This window comes from Gammaproteobacteria bacterium, from assembly GCA_016705365.1.
GTDB lineage: Bacteria > Pseudomonadota > Gammaproteobacteria > Pseudomonadales > UBA5518 > UBA5518.
This window is the reverse complement of record JADIYI010000008.1, coordinates 255,727-276,219: the sequence shown is the minus strand read 5'-3', so window position 1 is coordinate 276,219 and position 20,493 is coordinate 255,727. Positions and strand designations below refer to the sequence as shown.

General features: G+C 64.1%; 13 protein-coding genes and 1 tRNA gene. All 14 read left to right on the top strand.

Annotated features, from left to right (window positions below):
- The 14 genes from rlmB (at position 1) to IPF49_08655 (ending at position 20,188) form a co-directional block, all read left to right on the top strand.
- Positions 1–753 carry a 23S rRNA (guanosine(2251)-2'-O)-methyltransferase RlmB gene (gene rlmB / locus IPF49_08720; GenBank protein MBK6287693.1) on the top strand — a complete coding sequence of 251 codons (753 nt, stop codon included), beginning with the start codon at positions 1–3 and terminating at the stop codon, positions 751–753.
- A gap of 196 nt (positions 754–949) precedes the next feature.
- On the top strand, positions 950–1,381 hold the full coding sequence (gene rpsF, locus IPF49_08715) for a 30S ribosomal protein S6 (GenBank protein ID MBK6287692.1): 432 nt from the start codon (positions 950–952) through the stop codon (positions 1,379–1,381).
- 53 nt (positions 1,382–1,434) lie between these two features.
- Positions 1,435–1,662, top strand: coding sequence for a 30S ribosomal protein S18 (locus IPF49_08710; GenBank protein MBK6287691.1), 228 nt, complete (start codon positions 1,435–1,437; stop codon positions 1,660–1,662).
- Between the two features lie 38 nt (positions 1,663–1,700).
- Entirely contained in the window at positions 1,701–2,555 is an 855-nt protein-coding gene (locus tag IPF49_08705) for a hypothetical protein (protein MBK6287690.1), read from the top strand.
- A gap of 40 nt (positions 2,556–2,595) precedes the next feature.
- Positions 2,596–3,042 (top strand): 50S ribosomal protein L9, encoded by a 447-nt coding sequence (gene rplI / locus IPF49_08700; protein ID MBK6287689.1) that lies wholly within the window; start codon positions 2,596–2,598, stop codon positions 3,040–3,042.
- A 99-nt stretch (positions 3,043–3,141) separates the two neighbouring features.
- The gene (gene dnaB / locus IPF49_08695) at positions 3,142–4,542 is read left to right on the top strand and encodes a replicative DNA helicase (GenBank protein MBK6287688.1); all 1,401 of its coding nucleotides are present in this window, start codon (positions 3,142–3,144) and stop codon (positions 4,540–4,542) included.
- Between the two features lie 34 nt (positions 4,543–4,576).
- On the top strand, positions 4,577–5,215 hold the full coding sequence (locus tag IPF49_08690) for a TetR family transcriptional regulator C-terminal domain-containing protein (protein MBK6287687.1): 639 nt from the start codon (positions 4,577–4,579) through the stop codon (positions 5,213–5,215).
- 28 nt (positions 5,216–5,243) lie between these two features.
- On the top strand, positions 5,244–7,337 hold the full coding sequence (locus IPF49_08685) for an NAD(P)-binding protein (GenBank protein MBK6287686.1): 2,094 nt from the start codon (positions 5,244–5,246) through the stop codon (positions 7,335–7,337).
- A gap of 140 nt (positions 7,338–7,477) precedes the next feature.
- Positions 7,478–8,239 carry an SDR family oxidoreductase gene (locus tag IPF49_08680; GenBank protein MBK6287685.1) on the top strand — a complete coding sequence of 254 codons (762 nt, stop codon included), beginning with the start codon at positions 7,478–7,480 and terminating at the stop codon, positions 8,237–8,239.
- 394 nt (positions 8,240–8,633) lie between these two features.
- Positions 8,634–8,707: transfer RNA gene (locus IPF49_08675), tRNA-Gly, on the top strand.
- A 560-nt stretch (positions 8,708–9,267) separates the two neighbouring features.
- Positions 9,268–17,886, top strand: coding sequence for a cyclic beta 1-2 glucan synthetase (locus IPF49_08670; protein ID MBK6287684.1), 8,619 nt, complete (start codon positions 9,268–9,270; stop codon positions 17,884–17,886).
- Between the two features lie 159 nt (positions 17,887–18,045).
- The gene (locus IPF49_08665; protein MBK6287683.1) at positions 18,046–18,810 is read left to right on the top strand and encodes a glucose 1-dehydrogenase; all 765 of its coding nucleotides are present in this window, start codon (positions 18,046–18,048) and stop codon (positions 18,808–18,810) included.
- Between the two features lie 7 nt (positions 18,811–18,817).
- A complete protein-coding gene (locus tag IPF49_08660) occupies positions 18,818–19,630 on the top strand; it encodes an enoyl-CoA hydratase/isomerase family protein (protein ID MBK6287682.1) in 813 nt (270 codons plus the stop codon).
- A gap of 354 nt (positions 19,631–19,984) precedes the next feature.
- Positions 19,985–20,188 carry a cold-shock protein gene (locus IPF49_08655; protein ID MBK6287681.1) on the top strand — a complete coding sequence of 68 codons (204 nt, stop codon included), beginning with the start codon at positions 19,985–19,987 and terminating at the stop codon, positions 20,186–20,188.
- Positions 20,189–20,493: the final 305 nt, after the last annotated feature.

Below are 20,493 nucleotides of genomic sequence, written 5' to 3'. Positions count from 1 at the left end.
GTGACGGAAGAGCAAAGCGTTCACGGGCTGCACCCGGTAGGTGCGCTGCTCAAGCGGGCACCGGAGCGCGTTCAGACGCTGTTCGTGCTGGGCGGGCGGCGTGATCGACGCCTGCAGGAACTGCTCGATTCCGCCGCGCGCCACGGTGTGAGTGTGCGCGAGCAAAGCCGCGAGGAGCTGGACCGCCGGGCACCGGGCGCGGTGCACCAGGGTGTGATCGCCGAAGTCAGGGCTGCCCAGGCGCTGGGCGAGGCCTTCCTGTTCGATCAACTGCTCACCGGGCTCGAGGGGCCGGCGCTGCTGCTGGTGCTCGATGGCGTCACCGACCCCCACAACCTCGGCGCCTGCCTGCGCTCGGCCGATGCGTTTGGCGCCCATGCGCTGATCGTGCCGCGTGACAATGCCGCGCCGCTGAACGCCACCGCCCGCAAGGTGGCCTCGGGCGCCGCGGAGGTCGTGCCGCTGGTGAGCGTCACCAATCTTGCGCGCACCTTGCGTGCCCTGCAGCAAGCCGGCGTGTGGATCGTGGGGGCCGCCGGGGACGCGGAACAGGACATCAGCCAGGTGGATCTGCGCGGGCCGGTCGCGCTGGTGATGGGCGCCGAAGGGGCCGGGATGCGCCGCCTGACGCGCGAGCATTGCGATTACCTGGCCTCGATTCCAATGGCCGGCGAGGTCAGCAGCCTCAATGTGTCGGTGGCGACCGGGGTGTTTCTCTATGAGACGTTTCGCCAGCGGCGCAGCAACAAATAGAGGCACGCGGGCGCTGTCGGCAGGCAAAACCCGCGTCCGGCGGTGAGCGCGGGGCAAATTCTGCACAAATACCGCGCTTGCGATTGCGCCGGGCGGTGCTCTTCTCTAGAATCCGCCCTCCCTCGCGCCAGCTGCCGGGGGAAACTCCTTGCCTTACCGCCCGTGCGGAAGGCTGCTCAATCCACGAGGAGCGACAATGAGACATTATGAAGTCGTGTTCCTGGTCCATCCGGACCAGAGCGAACAAGTGCCGGGCATGATCGAAAGATATACCCAGGCCGTGCAGAAAGACGGCGGAAAGATCCACCGGCTCGAAGACTGGGGGCGCCGCCAGCTTGCCCACCTGATCAACAAGGTCCACAAGGCGCACTACGTTCTGATGAACGTCGAGGCCTCCGACGCCGTGATGCAGGAGCTCGAAACGACGTTCCGCTACAACGACGCGATCCTGCGCCACCTGATCCTGCGCCGTGACGAGGCAATTACCGAGGAATCGCCGATCATGCGCGTGGAGCGCGAAGGGCGTGACCGTCGTGGCCGTGACGATTCGCGCGAGGGCCGTCGTCCGCGTCCGGATCGCAGCGAGGAGTCGTCCGAGGAAGAGACCGAGAACGAGAGCGCCGACTAGGCGGCTTTCCGTTTTCCGGACCCAGGAATCTGTTGAATCGAGGAGTAAGGACGATGGCACGCTATTTCCGTCGCCGCAAGTTTTGCCGTTTCACCGCCGAAGGCGTCAAGGAGATCGATTACAAGGATCTCGATGTGCTGCGCGAGTATGTGAACGAGACCGGTACCATCGTGCCGAGCCGGATCACGGGCACCAAGGCACATTATCAGCGCCAGCTGTCCACCGCGATCAAGCGCGCCCGTTTCCTCGCGCTGCTGCCCTACACGGACCAGCACCGCTGATGGTTGCCCGCTGTTCGGGCGGGCAGAGGTAGGACAGGATGCGCGGCGTTGCTGAATACGTGATGCGCGGGCGCAGGCAAGCCCTGCTCGTCGCGGTGATTACTGCTGCCATACCGATGTTTTCCTGGGTCAGCGCGGCGGTGGTTGGCCTGGTGGTCCTGCGGCGTGGTTTGCGTGACGGGCTGAACATCATGCTTGCCGCGCTGGTGCCCGGATTGCTCGTGGCGTATTACGGCGAAATCATGCCGGCCGCGGGATTGCTGAGTGTAACCGCCGTGGCGTGGCTGTTGCGCAGCACGGGCTCATGGAACCTGGCGCTGTGCGCCGCCGCTGCGATGGGCTTACTGCTGAGCGCCGGACTCCATACCGTCGGCAGCAATTACCTGGCCGGGGTCGAGACGCTGTTTGCGCAGGTGTTCCAGAGCATGCCAGTGCCTGCCGCGGAAAATGGCGCACCGGTGCTGATGCCGCCCGCAGCGGTGGATATTGCCGGCATGTTTGGCCTGGTGCACAGCGTGACGCTGGTGATCTGCCTGATCATCGCCCGCTGGTGGCAGGCGCAACTGTATAACGCGGGCGGTTTTCGCCTCGAGTTTCACGCGCTGCGGCTGAGCCCGGTGCAAGTGGTGGGCCTGATGCTGGTGGCCGCGTCGTTGCTGGCGATGGGCCCTGCATTCCGGTTGTGGGCCTGGCTGCCGCTGGTGCCGATGCTGTTTGCGGGCCTGGCGTTGACGCATGCCATGCTGACCGCGCGCGGTTGGGGCGGCTGGTTGGGGCTGTTTTACGCGGTATTGTTGTTGCTGCCGCCGATAAAGCAGTTTCTGGTGGTGCTGGCCGCGATGGACGGCTGGCTGGATTTTCGCCGACGCTGGCTCAAGCCGCCCGGCGGTTGAACTGACACCCGGAAACGGGAACCTGGAGAGGACGATAGCAATGGACGTCATTCTGCTTGAAAAGGTAGGTGGGCTCGGCAACCTTGGCGACAAGGTGAAAGTGAAAAGCGGCTTCGGCCGCAACTTCCTGGTCCCCTACGGCAAGGCGGTTTCGGCTACGGCCGAAAACGTGGCGCGTTTCGAGGCGCAGCGTGCCGAGCTCGAGAAGGTCGCCGCGGAGCGCACGGCCGAGGCGCAGGCACGTGCCGAAAAGCTCGCGGGGCTCAGGATAACGATCGCCGCCAATGCCGGTGACGAGGGCAAGCTGTTCGGTTCGGTGGGCACGCGCGATATCGCCGATGCCATTACTGCGGCCGGAAATGCGGTCAGCAAGAGTGAAGTGCGCATGCCAAATGGCGTGATCCGCACCATCGGTGACTTCGAGATCGCTCTGCATCTGCATTCGGATATCACGCAGACCATCACGGTTTCCGTGGTCCCGGGCTGAGGTTTCGGGTGGCGGCTTTCAGCCGCCACGTGCGGCCGAGGTTGACAGTCAAATTTGCATGGTGGGAACATCGCTCTCCCACCCTGCCCGGCGCGTGCAATGGCTGATCCACTGACCCAGCAGGCAAAGAGCCCTGGCCTGTCGCTGGATGTCAGCAGCCTGAAGGTTCCGCCACATTCCATCGAGGCCGAGCAATCGCTGCTCGGCGGACTCATGTTGTCCAACGAGGCATGGGACCGGGTGATGGAGCTGGTCACAGAGGCGGATTTCTACCGCCACGAACACCGGCTGATTTTTGCGGCGCTGGCGGCGCTTGCTGCCGCCAGCCATCCCTTCGATGTCATCACCCTTTCCGAATATCTGAACGGCAAGGACGAGCTCGACAGCGTCGGGGGGCTCCCCTATCTCGGTGACCTGGTGCGCAATACCCCGAGTGCGGCCAATGTGCAGGCCTACGCGCTGATCGTTCGCGAGCGCTCCACGATGCGCCAGCTGATCGCGGCGGCCACCGAGATCAGCACCCTCAACTTCAACCCCGAGGGGCGCACCGGCGCCGAGCTGCTCGAGGAAGCCGAGCGGCGCATCATGGAGATCGGCGAGAACCGCGTGCAGCGCGGCGGGCCGGAAGCGGTGAACGAATTGTTGCGCCGGGCGGTCGATCGCATCGACGAACTCTACGATTCCAAAAGCAAGATCACCGGGCAGAGTACCGGCTTCATCGATCTCGATGATCGCACCTCCGGTCTGCAGCGCGCGGACCTGGTGATCGTTGCCGGCCGCCCCTCGATGGGCAAGACCGCGTTTGCGATGAACCTGGTCGAGAACGCGGTGCTGAAACAGGACCGGCCGGTACTGGTGTTCAGCATGGAAATGCCCGCCGAATCACTGATCATCCGCATGCTGTCCTCGATCGGGCGCATCGATCAGCACCGGCTGCGCAACGGTCAATTGCTGCAGGAAGACTGGCCACGTCTGACCGCGGCGGTCAGCACCCTGAAGGACCGTCCCCTGTTCATCGACGACACGGCGGCGCTGTCGCCGGGCGAGCTGCGCTCGCGGGCGCGCCGGCTGAAGCGCGAACACGGTGATCTGGCGTTGATCATGGTCGATTATCTGCAGTTGATGCAGGTGCCGGGCTCCAAGGAGGGCCGCGTCAACGAAGTTTCCGAAATCTCGCGGACCCTGAAAGCGATCGCCAAGGAGTTCAATTGCCCGATGGTTGCGCTGTCGCAGCTGAATCGCGCCCTCGAGCAGCGCCCCAACAAGCGTCCGGTGATGTCGGACCTGCGCGAATCGGGTTCGATCGAACAGGATGCCGACGTGATAGCGTTCATCTACCGTGACGAGGTCTACCACGAGGATACCCCCGACAAGGGCGTGGCAGAGATCATCATCGGCAAGCAGCGTAACGGACCGATCGGCACCGTGCGTCTCGCCTTCATCAAGGAATTCACCCGCTTCGAGAATCTCGCGAATTCCTCCTACGCCTACGATCAATGATTTCCTGCCGGCGGCGCGCGACAACGGGAGAGACATGAGCACGCAAGCACGATTCGAGCGCCTCGATCCTGCCGTGCGCAAGGCACGCCTGGTGGAGGCGACGCTGGTTTGCCTGCAACGCTTCGGTTTCCAGGGCGCGTCGATCCGCCGGATCTGTGCCGAGGCGGGCGTATCCGTGGGACTCATCAACCATCATTACGCGAGCAAGGACGAGCTGGTTGCGGAGGCCTATCTCGCGATCACGCGCCGCCTCACCGAGCAGCTGCGCGCGGCCATCGACGGCGCCGCCCCGGATGCGCGCTCGCGATTGTCGGCGTTCTTCAGCGGCTCGTTTTCGGAAGAACTGCTCAACCCCCGGTTGCTCGATGCGTGGCTCGCGTTCTGGGTCGCGGTAAAGAGTGCCGACACCATCAGCCGAGCCCACGACCAATCCTACGCGGAGTATCGGGCCACGATCTCGCAGACCCTGATGCAACTCGCGCGCGAGAATCGCTGGCGCCGTTTCGACAGCGATCTCGCTGCCATCGCGCTCAGTGCACTGCTCGACGGTTTATGGCTGGAATACGGGCTCGATCCGAACACCTTCAGCCCGCAACAGGGTGTGCAGATCTGCGAAGCCTGGGTGGATGGATTGACTGGAGGCGGGTACCGGCGCTTTGCGCGCAGTGCCTGAAAAAGCTCGGCAGGGGAAATTGCGCGCCATGGACTGCAACCCGAACTACTCGATACTTTTCGAGCCGGTGAAAATCGGACCGGTAACCGCGCCCAACCGCTTCTACCAGGTACCCCACGCGAGTGGCATGACCGAGGCCAACCCGCGGGTGCGCGCCGCGTTTCGCGCCACCAAGGCCGAGGGCGGCTGGGGCGTGGTCACCACGGGGGCTGCCTCGATTCATCCCTCCTCGGATGACAGCCCGCTGCCGTTCGCGCGCCTGTGGGACGAGAACGATGTGCGTTCGCACGCGCTGATGACCGAGGCGGTACACGCACACGGCGCACTCGCCGCGATCGAACTCTGGCATGGCGGCGCGTCGGTAATGAACCGCAGTTCGCGCATCGCGCCCTATTCGCCCTCGGGTATTCCGTGGGCCGCGACCCACGTGGGATTCATGGGCAACCTGCGTCCGCGCATCATGGATGCGGGCGATATCCGTGATGTGATCCGCTGGCAGGTCGCGGCGGCAAAACGCGCGCGCCAAGCCGGTTTCGACATCGTCTATGTCTATGCCGGCATGGGCTATCTCGGCTATGAATTCCTGCTGCCCGAATACAACCAGCGCACCGATGCCTATGGTGGCAGCGTTGCCAACCGGGTGCGCTTCGTACGCGAAATGCTCGAGGCGACGCGGGATGCGGTGGGGGATACCTGTGCGGTGGCGTTGCGCATTTCGCTCGAGGAATTGCGCGCGAAAGCCAGCGACAACCATGCCTCGCAGGCCCACGAGGTGGTCACGCTGCTCAGCGACGTGCCCGATCTGTGGGATGTGAAAATGGATTCCAGCCCCACCGATTGCGGCGCTTCGCGTTTTCGTCCCGAAGGCGCGCACGAACCGGTCATCGAGTTCGTGCGCAAACTGACCACCAAGCCCGTCGTGGGTGTGGGGCGCTTCACCTCGCCCGATACCATGGTGTCGCAGATCCGCCGCGGCATTCTCGACCTGATCGGCGGTGCGCGGGCCTCGATTGCCGACCCCTTCCTGCCGGCGAAGATCCGCAGCGGGCGCGAGGACGAGATCCGCGAGTGCATCGGCTGCAATATCTGCATATCGAGCTGGCACGACGGGGTGCCGGTGCGTTGCACCCAGAACGCCACGGCCGGCGAGGAATGGCGGCGCGGCTGGCATCCGGAACGGTTCGCACCGGCGGCGAGCAATGACCGGATCCTGGTGGTCGGTGGCGGGCCGGCAGGACTCGAGGCGGCATTGATCGCCGCGCGCCGCGGCTACCAGGTCACGGTGGCGGAAAAGCACAGCGCCTTCGGGGGCCGCCTGCGTTTCGAGACCACCCTGCCGGGTCTCGGTGCCTGGGGGCGGGTGCGCGATTATCGTCTCTACGCCCTGCAGCGCATGGCGAACGTGAATCTCTACGCCGAGAGCGATCTCGGGGTCGATGACATCCTCGAACTCGGCGCCTCACGCGTGGCGATCGCCACCGGTGCACGCTGGACCCGCTCGCTCTATTCCTCGCTGGAAATACCGGTCGGCACGCTCGAGGGGCCGCAGGTATTCACGCCCGACGATCTCGCGGCAGGCGTGGTCCCGCAAGGCCCCGTGCTGGTCTATGACTTCGACAACTACTATCTCGGCGGCCTGGTCGCCGAGCATCTCGCGGCCAATGGCCGCGAGGTTCGCTACGCGACGCCCGCCGGGCATGCCTCGGCGTGGACCATCATGACCAACGAGTTGCCCTACGTGCACCAGGCATTGCACCGCCGTGGCGTGACGGTCGATACCATGAGTCTGCTGGCGGGTTTCGATGGCACTACCGCACTGCTGCAGAATATCTTCACCCGCCATGAAACCCCGCTCGCAGTACGCTCGGTGGTGATCGTCGGCCTGCGCCTGCCGAATGATGCGCTGTACCACGCGATGCGCGAGCGCAGCGCTGACTGGGCTGGCGCGGGGATCAAATCGGTGGATCGAATCGGTGACGCGCACGCGGCCGGTGCGCTGGTGCACGCGGTGTATTCCGGTCACGAGTACGCGCGCGCTCTCGATGCCAGCCCGGAGCTCTATCTGCGCGATCTGCCGATCACCGCCGATGCCCCGTCGCCGGCCTACACCGAGCGCCACTGAAAGCCCGCTTCGCGGTGCTCAGGATAAAATTCGGCGCCTATCGCGGCGATGGATACCGCGCCAACGCAGCCAGGAAGCGCGCTGGGTCACGCCTGCCTCGTAATAGCATATCGACTGCAACCCGCCGAAAAGGAGACCCCATGAGCACACAACCGGTCCGCAACCTCGAGGGAAAGGTGGTCATCGTCACAGGTGGCGCATCCGGGATCGGTGGTGCGGTCACGCGAGCGTTCGTCAAGCGTGGCGCGAAAGTTGTAGCGGTCGACCTCGATACGCAGGCCGGCGAGGCGCTCGCCTCCGAGCTGGGTGAGAGCGTGGCGTTCATGACTGGCGACGTTGCGAATCCCGCGGTTGCGCAGGCGGCGGTCGAGCGGGCCGTCGGGCGCTTCGGCAAGCTCGATGCCCTGGTCAACAACGCGCACGCCTCCAGCCAGGGAACGTTTCTGGAGCATACCCCGCAGATGTGGGAGCTCTCATTCAACACCGGTTTGTTTGCCACCCGGAACTTCATGCTGGCGGCCTACGCGGAGTTGAAGAAGTCGCGGGGGGCGGTGGTCAACTTTGGCTCTGGAGCCGGAATCGAAGGCCAGCCGACCCAGGCTTCCTACGCGGCGGCGAAGGAGGCCATCCGTGGCCTCAGCCGAGTTGTCGCGAACGAGTGGGCACTTGAGGGGATCAGGGTCAACGTGATCTGCCCGATAGCGATGACCGAGGGTGTCGCCCGCTGGAAGCAGAGCTACCCGGAGATGTTTGCGGAATCCGCGGCGAGGGTCCCGCTCGGCCGGTTCGGTGATCCCGAGACGGATGTCGCTCCGATCGTCGCGTTCCTGTGCTCCGATGACTCGCGGTACATGACCGGCCAGACAGTCATGGCCGATGGCGGGACGATGAAGCTACGCTGATCGGTGAAGCACGAACCGCGCTCGAACAACCGGCCCGATCCCTGGGCAACGCGTCGGCGCGAGGCCGCGCTGCCATAAAAGCACGGGAAATCTGCTGTTCGGAAATGTGCCGCAATTGTCCGCCTGGATCGTGGGCGATTGAAATCCTGCTTCATGGCTGGGTAGAATCGCTCCGGTACTGATCAGGCTGAATGCATCAGCACCAGAAAATCCTGCGGGTGTAGTTCAATGGCAGAACTGCAGCTTCCCAAGCTGCTAGCGTGGGGCTCGACAAATCGGCAGGACTGCCGATTTGGACGCCGAAGCGAAGCGTAGGCGCCCCGGAGGGGCGAGCGACACGGATGTCGCGAGTCATTCCCATCACGAGTGATGGGAATCTTTGATAAGGTAAAACGCGGGTGTAGTTCAATGGTAGAACTGCAGCTTCCCAAGCTGCTAGCGTGGGTTCGATTCCCATCACCCGCTCCAAACAAAGAAGGCCACTTGTAGTGGCCTTCTTTGTTTGGGGTGTGCGATAGGATGAGTGCCCACAACGGGTTCGACAAATCGGCAGGACTGCCGATTTGGACGGCGGAGCGAAGCGCAGGCGCCCGCCAGGGCGAGCGACAGGGATGTCGCGAGTCATTCCCATCACCTCCATGACCCTCCCCATAATGTCCCGCGCCATTTCCGGACATCGGTGGCGCTCTGTCGGTACATTCGCTGACATTAGCGGATAGACCAACAATGGCCACTGCCAAACCTTCCGATGTAGCGATCGAGAATGCCGGGCTGAATGACGCGGCGTGTCGCCTGGGCAGTCGCGGGCTGTAATACCAGCAACAGGACGAGCCTTGCGAGGCATCCTGGGGCATACTGGCAGACCCCCGCTAACTTCGGGGTCGGTGAGAAGTGTTTGCAGGGCACCGCCGTTCAGGTGAGTGCTGCTTTCCAGCCCGCTCCAGGGCAAGGACAGGGTCATCGTCTCCAGAGTCTTCAGTTTTTTTTCACGCGCGCGCAGTACGCGGATGCGCGACCACGACACCGAACTGCTGCGTTCGGAGCTGCTCAGCATCGAGCAGTTGAAGCGTCACGCCGTGACGCTGGCGGGCCAGCACCGGATTGATCCGGGTCCGGGCCCCGACAGGTTGTTGCCGCGGCTGGATGACAATGAACAGGTCCTGTTGGCAGCGTACGATATTGTCACAGCGACGGCGACGCCGGGACAACGGCCGGTACCGGCCGAGGCCTGGTTGCTCGACAATTTCTACCTGATCGAGCAACAGATCGGAATGGCGCGGCGGCATCTGCCACGCGGCTATAGCCGTCAATTGCCGCGGCTCGCCGATGGCATGGCGGCGGGTTTCCCGCGCATTTACGATCTCGCGCTGGAGTTGATCTCGCACACGGATGGACGTGTCGGTAGCGACAACTGCGCCCAATTCATCGCTGCCTACCAGACTGCCCATCCCCTGCTCCTGGGCGAGTTGTGGGCATTTCCGATCATGCTGCAGCTGGCGCTGTTCGAGAATCTTCGTCGCGTCGCGGTACGCATAGCCCGTCGTCGCGAGGAACGCGATGCGGCGATCCTCTGGGCGGACCGCATGCTCGAGGCCGCCGAGCGCGAACCCAAGCAACTGATCCAGTTGCTGGCCGCGTTCGCCAACGCCGACGTGCCGCTGACCGCGCCGTTCGTGGAAGAGTTCTACGCCAGGCTCCAGTCCCAGGGCGCCGCCATGGCGTTCGTCCAGACCTGGGTCGAGCAAAAGCTGCTGGAGCAGGGCGTGACCGCCGCCCAGTTGTCGGAAGTGGCCGGTCGAACGGCCGCGACCAACCAGATATCCATCGCGAACAGCATCGGCAGTCTGCGTTTCATCGGCAACATGGACTGGCGCAATTACGTCGAGTCGCTGAGCGTCGTCGAACAGACCTTGCGTGAGGACCCGGTGGCGATGCACGCCCGCCAGGATTTCGCCACTCGCGACCGCTGCCGGCATGCGGTCGAGGACCTGGCGCGAGGCTGTGCTTGCAGTGAAATCGGCGTGGCACGCGAGGCCATCGTTCTCGCGCAGTCGGCGGCTGAGCTGCGAGGAACCGGCGATCGCAGCGCGCACGTCGGGTATTACCTGATTGATCGCGGACGGCAGGAACTGGAGCGTGCCGTCAGTTGCCGTCTGTCGTGGAAAGCGCGGTTCGAATTGGCGAGCCGGCACATCCGGTTGTTTCTGTACCTCGGCCCCATCCTGTTGCTCACGGCGCTGGCGACCGCCGTCGTGCTGTTCTCGTTCGGCGGCCTCACGCCAGGTGACTGGCGGGCCTGGTTCTTCGCGCTCACTGGAGCTGTCGGCACCTCGGCGCTGGCGGTCGCGCTGGTCAACCGGGTCGTCACGCTGCTGCTGCCACCGCGTGCGTTGCCGCGTCTCGATTTTTCCAGGGGGATTCCGGATGGGCACCGCACCATGGTGGTCGTACCGACCTTGCTGGGCACGCTGCAGGATATCGATGATCTCCTCGAAGCCCTGGAGATCCGCTATCTCGGCAATCGCGATCCCAACCTGTACTTTGCGTTACTGACGGATTTTCGCGACGCGCCCGAGCAGACACAACCGGGCGACGAGGCGTTGCTTGCTCATGCACGGTCCGCAGTCGAGGCGCTCAACGCGACTTATTGCGAGGACCGCCCGTGCATTTTCTACCTGTTTCACCGTCCGCGCCTGTGGAATCCCGTCGAGCGGGTCTGGATGGGTTACGAGCGCAAGCGTGGCAAGCTGGAACAATTCAACTCCCGCCTGAGGGGCGGTGCGCAAACCGCCTTCTCGGACATCATCGGTGATGTCTCCATTCTCGGTTCCATCCGCTACGTGATAACTCTCGATACCGACACCCAACTGCCGCGTGACGCCGCGCGCACGCTGATCGGCAACCTCGCGCACCCGCTCAACCGGCCGGTCTTCGATGCCGCCAAAGGGCGCATTGTCGACGGCTACGCAATCCTGCAGCCCCGCGCCTCGATCGGCTTCAGCAGCGCGCGCCAGTCACGATTCACCCGGCTGTTCGCCGGTGACTCGGGTATCGATCCGTATACCCGCGAGGTCTCGGATGTCTACCAGGATGCTTTCGGGGAGGGCTCGTTCATCGGCAAGGGCATCTATGACGTTGATGCGTTTCGCCAGGCCGTGGATGGTCGGTTTCCGGAAGATCTCATTCTGAGTCACGACCTGCTGGAAAGCGGGTATGCGCGCTCGGCCCTGGTGAGCGATGTCGACCTCATCGAGGAGCATCCCGGCAGTTACATCGTCGAGGCCAGCCGGCGTCACCGGTGGATACGCGGTGACTGGCAGATTGCCGGGTGGCTCCTGCCGAGTGTGCCTGGAGCGGCAGGCTCAGGTGGCACCACGACCAGGCGTCAACCCAATCCTCTCTCGTGGCTGTCGCGGTGGAAGATTCTCGACAACCTCCGACGCAGTCTCGTATCGTTATCGCTGCTCGCCATGCTGGCAGGCGGATGGTTGTTCGGTCCGGGGCCGGCGTGGTTCTGGCTTCTCGTGGTCGCCGCGGTGGTGTGCGTGCCGCCGCTGCTGTCTGCCGTGATCGAACTCCTCCGCAAGCCCGCGCAGCGCAACTGGCTGGTGCACGCGGGCCTGACAGGAGGGTCCGTGCTCCGGCCGATAGTGCTTGCAGTGCTGAGCCTGGTCCTGTTGCCTTATGACGCGCTGATTTGTACGGATGCAATCCTGCGCTCGGGTGTGCGTATGCTGTTCACGCAACGCGGATTGTTGCTCTGGCAACTGCCGTCCTATGCGCGCCGCAACGAGCGTCGCACCCTGGCCGGATTCTTTGCCGAGATGTGGGCCGGGCCCGCTGTAGCTGCCGCGCTGGGGCTGGCATTGGTATGGCGAGCGAATGCCGCCGGCTCGGCGGAGTCGCTCGTCCTCGGTGCGCCGCTGCTGCTCCTCTGGCTGGCATCTCCGGTTGCGGGCTGGTGGATCAGCCGGCCGCTTGTGACGCCCGATCCCGAGCTGAGCGTGAAACAGCAGGCGTTTCTGCGTTCGGCGGCCCGGCGGACCTGGCGCTACTTCGCGGACTTCGTCGGTCCGACGGATAACTGGCTTCCACCCGACAACTATCAGGAGTATCCCGCACCCGCCATCGCGTCGCGCACTTCGCCTACCAATATGGGCATGTCGCTGCTGGCAGACCTTGCCGCGCACGATTTTGGCTATATCCCTGCCGGAGAATTCCTGCGGCGCGCCGCCAATACTCTCGCGACGATGGACAAGCTGGAACGCCACCGCGGTCATTTCTACAACTGGTACGACACGCGTACGCTGCAACCGCTCCACCCGCGATACGTCTCGTCGGTGGACAGCGGCAACCTGGCCGGCAGCCTGCTCACCTTGCAGGCGGGACTGGCCGAACTGAAAGACCAGCCCGTGTTGTCAGCCAACGCTTTTCAGGGTCTGCAGGACACACTGCAGGTGTTGTCCGAGCATGTGCCCGGGTTACCGGCCCCGGAGCTTGCCGGGAAAATACGGGCGCTGCAGGACACCCTTCGTCCATTCACGCCGCCCCAGACCGTGGCGGGTGTGCCGTCTCTGGCGGCAGCCACCAGCGTGCTCGACGCAATCCACGATGCGGGCAAGGGGCTGATCGCGTGGCTGCCCGCGGATATCGACATCGACGGCGAACTGTATTACTGGGCGCAGGCCTTTGACGGCCAATGCCGCGCGCTTCGCGACGAACTCGGGTTCCTGGTCCACGATCCGGAGCGCTTCGTTGGCATCCCCACGCTGGCGGAGCTGAGTACCCCGCCAGTGGGGACGCAGGCGCAGGCAGCGTCCGGGGCAGCACTGGCGCATTATCCGGGCGCCGTGGAGCGAATCGGAGCAATCGAAGAACTGATCAATCGATGCAGTGCGCTGGCGGAGATGGATTGCGAGTTTCTCTACGACGGCGCGAGTGGCTTGCTGAGCATTGGCTACGACGTGGACGAACGGCGCCGTGACCCGGCCTGCTACGATCTTCTGGCCTCCGAGGCACGCCTGGCCAGTTTTCTTCTCATCGCTCAGGGACAGCTGCCGCAGAAGCACTGGTTCGCGCTGGGCCGCCTGCTGACCAGCCATGGCGGTGAGTTGAGCCTGATCTCCTGGAGCGGGTCGATGTTCGAGTATCTCATGCCGCTGCTGCTCATGCCGGGTTACGAGAATACCCTGCTCGACCAGAGTTGCAGGGCCGCCGTGTCACGCCAGATCGAATACGGCCGGCAACGTGCCGTGCCATGGGGGATTTCGGAGTCCTGCTACAACGCCACCGATGTGCAACACGTCTATCAGTACCGGGCGTTCGGAGTCCCCGGGCTCGGTTTCAAGCGCGGGCTTGGCGACGACCTCGTCATCGCGCCCTACGCCAGCGCACTGGCGCTGATGGTGATGCCGAGGGAGGCCTGCCGGAATCTGCAAACACTGGCTGAACAGGGGTTCCTCGGCGCTTGTGGCTTCTACGAAGCGATCGACTACACCCCGACACGCGTGCCGAGGGGCAAGAATCACGCCGTCGTACGCGCATTCATGGCGCATCACCAGGGGATGAGTCTCCTCGCTTTTGCGCACGTGTTGCTGCAACAGCCGATGCAGCGCCGGTTCATGTCCGATCCGCTGGTACGCGCAACGGAATTGCTGCTGCAGGAGCGGGTGCCGAAGAAGGGTGCGACGCTGCACCCGCACGCGGCCGAGGTGAGCGCCGCTGCTCATCCAGCCGCCGCGGAAATCGGCGCGATAATGCGCGTGTTCACCGACGTCAACACGGCCATACCACAGGTTCACCTGCTGTCCAACGGGCGCTACCACGTCATGGCGACCCATGCGGGCGGCAGTTACAGCCGGTGGCACGAACTCGCGGTCACCCGCTGGCGGGAGGATGCCACGCGCGACTGCTGGGGCACATTCATTTACCTGCGCGACCGCGACAGCGGACACTATTGGTCCACTGCATATCAGCCGACGATGCGCCGCGCCGATCATTACGAGGCGATCTTCGTTCAGGCGCGGGCCGAATACCGGCGTCGTGACCAGGCGATAGAGGCGCACACCGAGATCAGCGTGTCACCGGAGGACGACGTCGAGATCCGCCGGGTAACGCTCGTCAACCACTCATCACGTACTCGTCGCATCGAGGTGACGAGTTACGCGGAGGTTGTGCTGGCGCCATTGAATGCCGACCTGGCGCATCGTTCTTTCAGCAATTTGTTCGTGCAAACCGAAATCCTGCAGGAGCGTCATGCGATCCTCTGCACCCGGCGACCGCGGACGCCGGGCGAGCGGACACCCTGGATGTTTCACCTGTTTGCGGCACCCGGTGCCGTTGTCGACGAACCGACATACGAGACCGACCGCGCCCGATTCATCGGGCGTGGGCGGACGGCAGCGAATCCGGAGGTGCTGGACGACGATGGCCCCGAGGCCCTGTCGAACACCGCGGGCGCGGTGCTCGATCCCATTGTGGCGATCCGCCGTACCCTGAGCCTGGCGCCCGACGAGGCGGTTACGGTACAGATTATCTCGGGTGTCGCGGAGACGCGCGAGGCCGCACTTGCCTTGATCGACAAGTACTGCGACCGGCATTTCGTCGAGCGCGCTTTCGAGATGGCGTGGTTTCAAAGCCAGGAGGTGCTGCGCCACCTCAGCGCGACCGAGGCCGATGCGCAGGTCTATGGGCAGCTGGCGTCCTCAATGATTTACGGCAACGACCTGCGCCGTGCCGCGCCCGGCATCATTGCCCGTAACCAGCGGGGGCAATCCGGGCTCTGGCGGTTTGCCATTTCGGGCGATTTGCCGATCATGCTGCTGCACATCGGCGACCTCGATCGCATCGGCGTGGTCAGGCAGGCGCTCCAGGCGCACGCCTATTGGCGCAGGAAAGGCCTGACAACGGACCTGGTGATCGTAAACGAGGATTTCTCCGGCTATCGGGCGCTGCTGCATGATCAGATCATGGGGTTGATCAATACGGGCCCCGAAGCGCAGCTTCTCGACAAGCCGGGCGGAGTATTCGTGCGCCGTGCCGAGGAACTCTCCGAGGACGAGCGGGTTCTGCTGCAGACCGTCGCGCGCATCGTTTTCAGCGATACGGTCAAAACGCTGGCCGAACTGCTCGATCGCAGGCGTCAGGGCGCGCGGCTGTCCGACCGCCTGGAGCCCCCGCAGGAAGCGTTGGCCGAACCGGTGTATCAGCTGCCTGCCCGCGAGCGAATTTTCAGCAATGGACTTGGCGGCTTCACGCCTGACGGGCGCGAGTATGTCATCACCCTCGAACCCGGGCAGGATACGCCGGCGCCCTGGGTCAACGTGATTGCCAGCCCGCTCATCGGTACGGTCGTCAGCGAGAGCGGCGGTGCGTACACCTGGGCTGGCAATGCCCACGAGTTCCGGCTCACCACCTGGCACAACGATCCTCTGAGTGATACCAGTGGCGAGGCGTTCTACATCCGCGACGAGGATTCGGGGGCATTCTGGTCGCCGACACCGCTGCCCGCGCGCGGGCGCTCCGGTTATGTGTGCCGGCATGGATTCGGATACAGCGCGTTCGAGCACTACGAAGCAGGCATTGACTCCGAACTGTTCACCTACGTCGCAATGGATGCGCCGGTCAAGTTTGTGGTGATCAAGCTGCGCAACGCCTCGAAACGCACCCGCAGCCTGTCCTTGACCGGATACTGGGAACTGGTGCTCGGCGAGTGGCGACATACCAACCTGATGCACGTGGTGACGGAAACCGATCCGCACAGCGGTGCGCTCTTTGCCCGCAATGCCTACGGCCGAGAATGCGCCAACCGGGTGGTCTTTGCGCACGTCAACGAACCGGATCGGTCCGTCAGCGGCAACCGCACCGAGTTCATCGGGCGCAACGGTTCGCTGGCGAGTCCGGCCGCGATGCGCTCCAAGCGCCTGTCGGGCAGGACAGGTGCCGGCTTCGATCCGTGTGCGGCAATACAGGCCCGGATCGATCTCGCCGCGGGCCAGGCACGCGAGATCGTGTTCGTTTTCGGCGCTGGCGCAGATGCGGAGGAGGCGCGGCATTTCGTCGCCCGATTTGGTGGACGCGTGGGTTCGCGGCAGGCGCTGGAGGCGGTGTGGGAGCACTGGAACCGCGCCCTCGGGGCGGTGAACGTGACGACGCCGGACCCCGCACTCGATATGCTGGCCAACGGCTGGCTGGTCTACCAGACGCTGTCCAGCAGGGTGTGGGGCCGCAGCGGCTATTACCAGTCCGGCGGCGCCTACGGTTTCCGTGACCAACTGCAGGACACCATGGCGCTGATCCATACCATGCCCTGGCTCGCACGCGAGCAGCTGATCCGCTGCGCCGAGCGCCAGTTCCTCCAGGGTGATGTGCAGCACTGGTGGCATCCGCCAAATGGCCAGGGTGTGCGCACGCATTTTTCCGACGACTACCTCTGGCTGCCGTACGCAGCCTGTCACTATGTGCGGGCAACCGGTGATATTGGCGTGCTCGACGAGACAATCCATTTCCTGGAGGGTCGCGAGCTGAATCCGCATGAGGAGTCGTATTACGACCAGCCCCAACGTTCGCCCGAGGCCGCCAGCCTCTACGAGCACTGTGTGCGTGCCATCAGGCGTGGCCTGCGCTTTGGCGCGCACGATCTGCCGCTGATGGGCTGCGGCGACTGGAACGACGGCATGAACCTGGTGGGGCGCGACGGCAGGGGCGAGAGCGTGTGGCTGGCATGGTTCCTGTACGAGAACCTCGTATCGTTCGCGGGGCTGGCGCGTGAGCGCGAGGACCAGGACGTTGCCGAGCTGTACAGCGGCGAGGCGGCGCGGCTGCGCGCCAACATCGAGACCCACGCCTGGGACGGCGCCTGGTATCGGCGCGCCTGGTTCGATGACGGGACTCCGCTCGGATCGTCCGTCAACGATGAGTGCCAGATCGACTCGATCAGCCAGAGTTGGGCGGTCATCTCCGGCGGCGGAGATCCCGTGCGTGCCGGCCAGGCGATGGCGGCGGTGGACGATCGTCTCGTGCGGCGCGATGCGCAACTGATCAAGCTGCTCGACCCGCCGTTCGATCGATCGGAAATGCAACCCGGTTACATCAGGGGCTATGTACCCGGCGTCCGCGAGAACGGCGGCCAATACACCCATGCGGCGATCTGGGCGACAATGGCCTTTGCCATGCGGGGTGACCGGGAGCGCGCGTGGGAACTGGTTGGCATGCTCAATCCCGTCAATCACGGCAGTACGCCGGATGCGATCGAGTGCTACAAGGTCGAGCCCTACGTCATGAGCGCGGATGTCTACGCGCGCTCGCCGCACGCCGGCCGCGGCGGCTGGACCTGGTACACCGGTGCCGCGGGCTGGATGTACCGGCTGATCGTGGAGACTCTGCTGGGCCTGCAGCTGGAAGTTGACTACCTGCGGATTGCGCCGTGCATCCCGGCGCACTGGGATACATACACGATCCGCTATCGCTACCGGGAGACGTACTACCAGATCACCGTGAGGTGCGACGGCACAACACCTGCGCGAGTGATCCGCCTGGTGCTGGATGGAACCGAGATCAACGGCGCCGGCGTCGAAGGGCCCGGCAGAGGGCGGTTCCGTCTCGTGGACGACCGCCGCGCGCATCAGGTCGAGGTGGAGCTGGGTTGAAGGCAGGTTCGATTCGCGGCTGCGATTCAGTGATCGACGCGGTGGTCGTCGACGCGCGGGATCCGCGCCGAGAGGAGAAAGTAGGTGCTGCTGTCGCCGAGCGCGGGCTGGCGCAGGCCTGAGCGGACCCAATTCGATTCAACATGGGAGGTGAATACGGTGTATCAAGTGAATCTGGAAGGCAAGGTGGCACTGGTCACCGGCGGCAGCCGGGGCCTGGGGCGGGCGATGGTGCTCGGCCTGGCACGCGCCGGCGCCGATGTGGTGATCGCCAGCCGCAAGCTGGCGGGCTGTGAGGCGGTGGCGGAGGAAGTGCGTGCGCTGGGGCGCCAGGCGCTGCCCGTCGCGGCCCACGCCGGACAGATGGAAAGCCTCGATGCGCTGCTGGAGGCGACCTACCAGCGCTTTGGCAGGCTGGACATCCTGATCAACAACGCCGGCACCAACCCGGTGACCGCGGGGCTCTCCGAGCACACGCCGGAACTGTTCCAGAAGGTGTTCGAGGTCAACACCAAGGGTCCGTGGTACCTCGCTTCGCGCGCAGCGCCGCGCATGGCGGCGCATGGCGGAGGCTCGATCATCAACGTGCTTTCGGTGAGTGCGCTGAAGCCGTCGCCTTACCAGGGTTTCTACGCTGCCACCAAGGCGGCGTTGCACGCGCTCACCAGTGTCATGGCGGCGGAATGGGCTGCTATGGGTATTCGGGTCAACGCCCTTGCTCCGGGCAGCTTCCACTCGGACATGTTCGACAATTCGGCCAAGGTCCTGCCCGGTTTCATGGAAGGTTCCATTGCGAAAACGCTGCAGAAACGCGTCGCGGAGACAGATGAAATCATCGGTTCGGTGATGTATCTGGCGAGCGATATGTCCAGCTACACCACGGGCTCCACGCTGGTGACCGACGGCGGCTACCTGGTGCTGTGAGATGAGCATGACAACCATCGCCTGCAATGAACTCGATGACGGTATCCTCGAGGTTCGTCTGAACCGGCCGGAGCGGCTCAACGCGATCAACCCCGCGCTGATAGGAGAATTGATCGAGGTGTTCCGTGGCTTGCAACGCGACCGCCAGATCCGTGTGGTGATCCTGACTGGTGCGGGAAAAGGATTTTGTGCGGGAGCCGACCTGCAGGAATTCGTTGCTCCGGGTGGAATTCCCGGGACCGCGGGCATGTCGCAACTGGGCTTCGTCTACAAGTTCCAGGAATACCTGGCCGAATTGATGCTGGCCATCCATGAATGCGACAAGCCGGTGATTGCCGCCGTGAACGGGGCCGCCGTGGGTGGCGGGCTGGCGATCGCGCTGGCCAGCGATATCCGCATCGCCTCGGACAGGGCCCGGTTCGGCGCCGTGTTCATCAAGACCGGGTTGTCGAGTTGCGATGTGGGTACCAGCTATTTCCTGCCGCGCCTGGTCGGGGCGGGTGTCGCCGCCGACCTGATGCTGAGCGGCCGGATCATCGACGCCGCCGAGGCGCGCGAAATTCGTCTCGTGTCGCGGGTGGTGACGTCGGCGGATCTGGCGAGCACTGCCATGGATGCGGCACGGTCCATCCGGGAAAATTCGGAGTACGGCGTGTGGATGACGAAGAAGGGTCTGTGGGCGAATGTCGATGCACCGAGCCTGCGTCATGCCATGGAGCTGGAGAACCGCACCCAGGTTCTGGGGAGTTTCACCGGCTGCATGGAGGAGTCCATGCAGGCATTCGGCGAGGGACGCAAACCGTCGTGGAAACCGCTGTGAGGTTTGATTCCTGCTGCCGCGGCGATGTGGCGGGGCCTCGATCGATGCGCGCCATTTGTTGCGATATTTCCCTGGCCCGTTAGCTGCCTTGCAATCCGCCGAACGGCGCGATGCAAAAAAGATCCCTGACATCCGGTGATCTCTGCAGGAAGAACCGTAGCCGGGTGCATTGCCGATATTTTTCCTTGCATTGTGCGTGAATGAAGCATACCCTCCTTGTGCGATCTACGTTTTGGCCTGTCTATCTATACTACCCGTCCGGTTCCCGGGCGTTCGGTTCAAGTCACCCACTACGCTAAGGTTGTTCGTTACTGCGCACGATTTGCGCCTGTTAATCATGTAATGGAGGCCATAATGGCTATCGGAACCGTAAAATTTTTCAACACGACGAAAGGCTTTGGATTCATCCAGCCGGAAGGCGGCGACAAGGACGTGTTCGTCCACATCAGCGCAGTCGAGCGCGCCGGCATGGGCACGCTGAGCGAAGGCCAGCGCGTCAGCTTTGAAGTTGTCTCGGAGCGCGGCAAGAACGCGGCTGACAACCTGAAGCCTGCCTGAATCCGGGCGTGGGGCACTCGTAGAGTGCCCTCCTGCCGGTAAATGAAAGCGGTCCCTCGGGGCCGCTTTTTTTATGCGCACTCAACCCCGCATGGCGGCGCGACGGGACGCGTGTTGCGCACGATGTTCCCGGTTATCATTGCGCATGCCGTCGTGCGGAATTCGGTCGCGAAATGCTCGCATTGCCCGCCCCAGCCGTTGCTTTGCCGCGTTTGCCACGCGTCGCAGGAGAATCAAGCAGATGAAGATTGCCGCAACAGCGTTCGCACTGGCTTGCCTGCTTGCCATTCGGCAACCGCGATCGA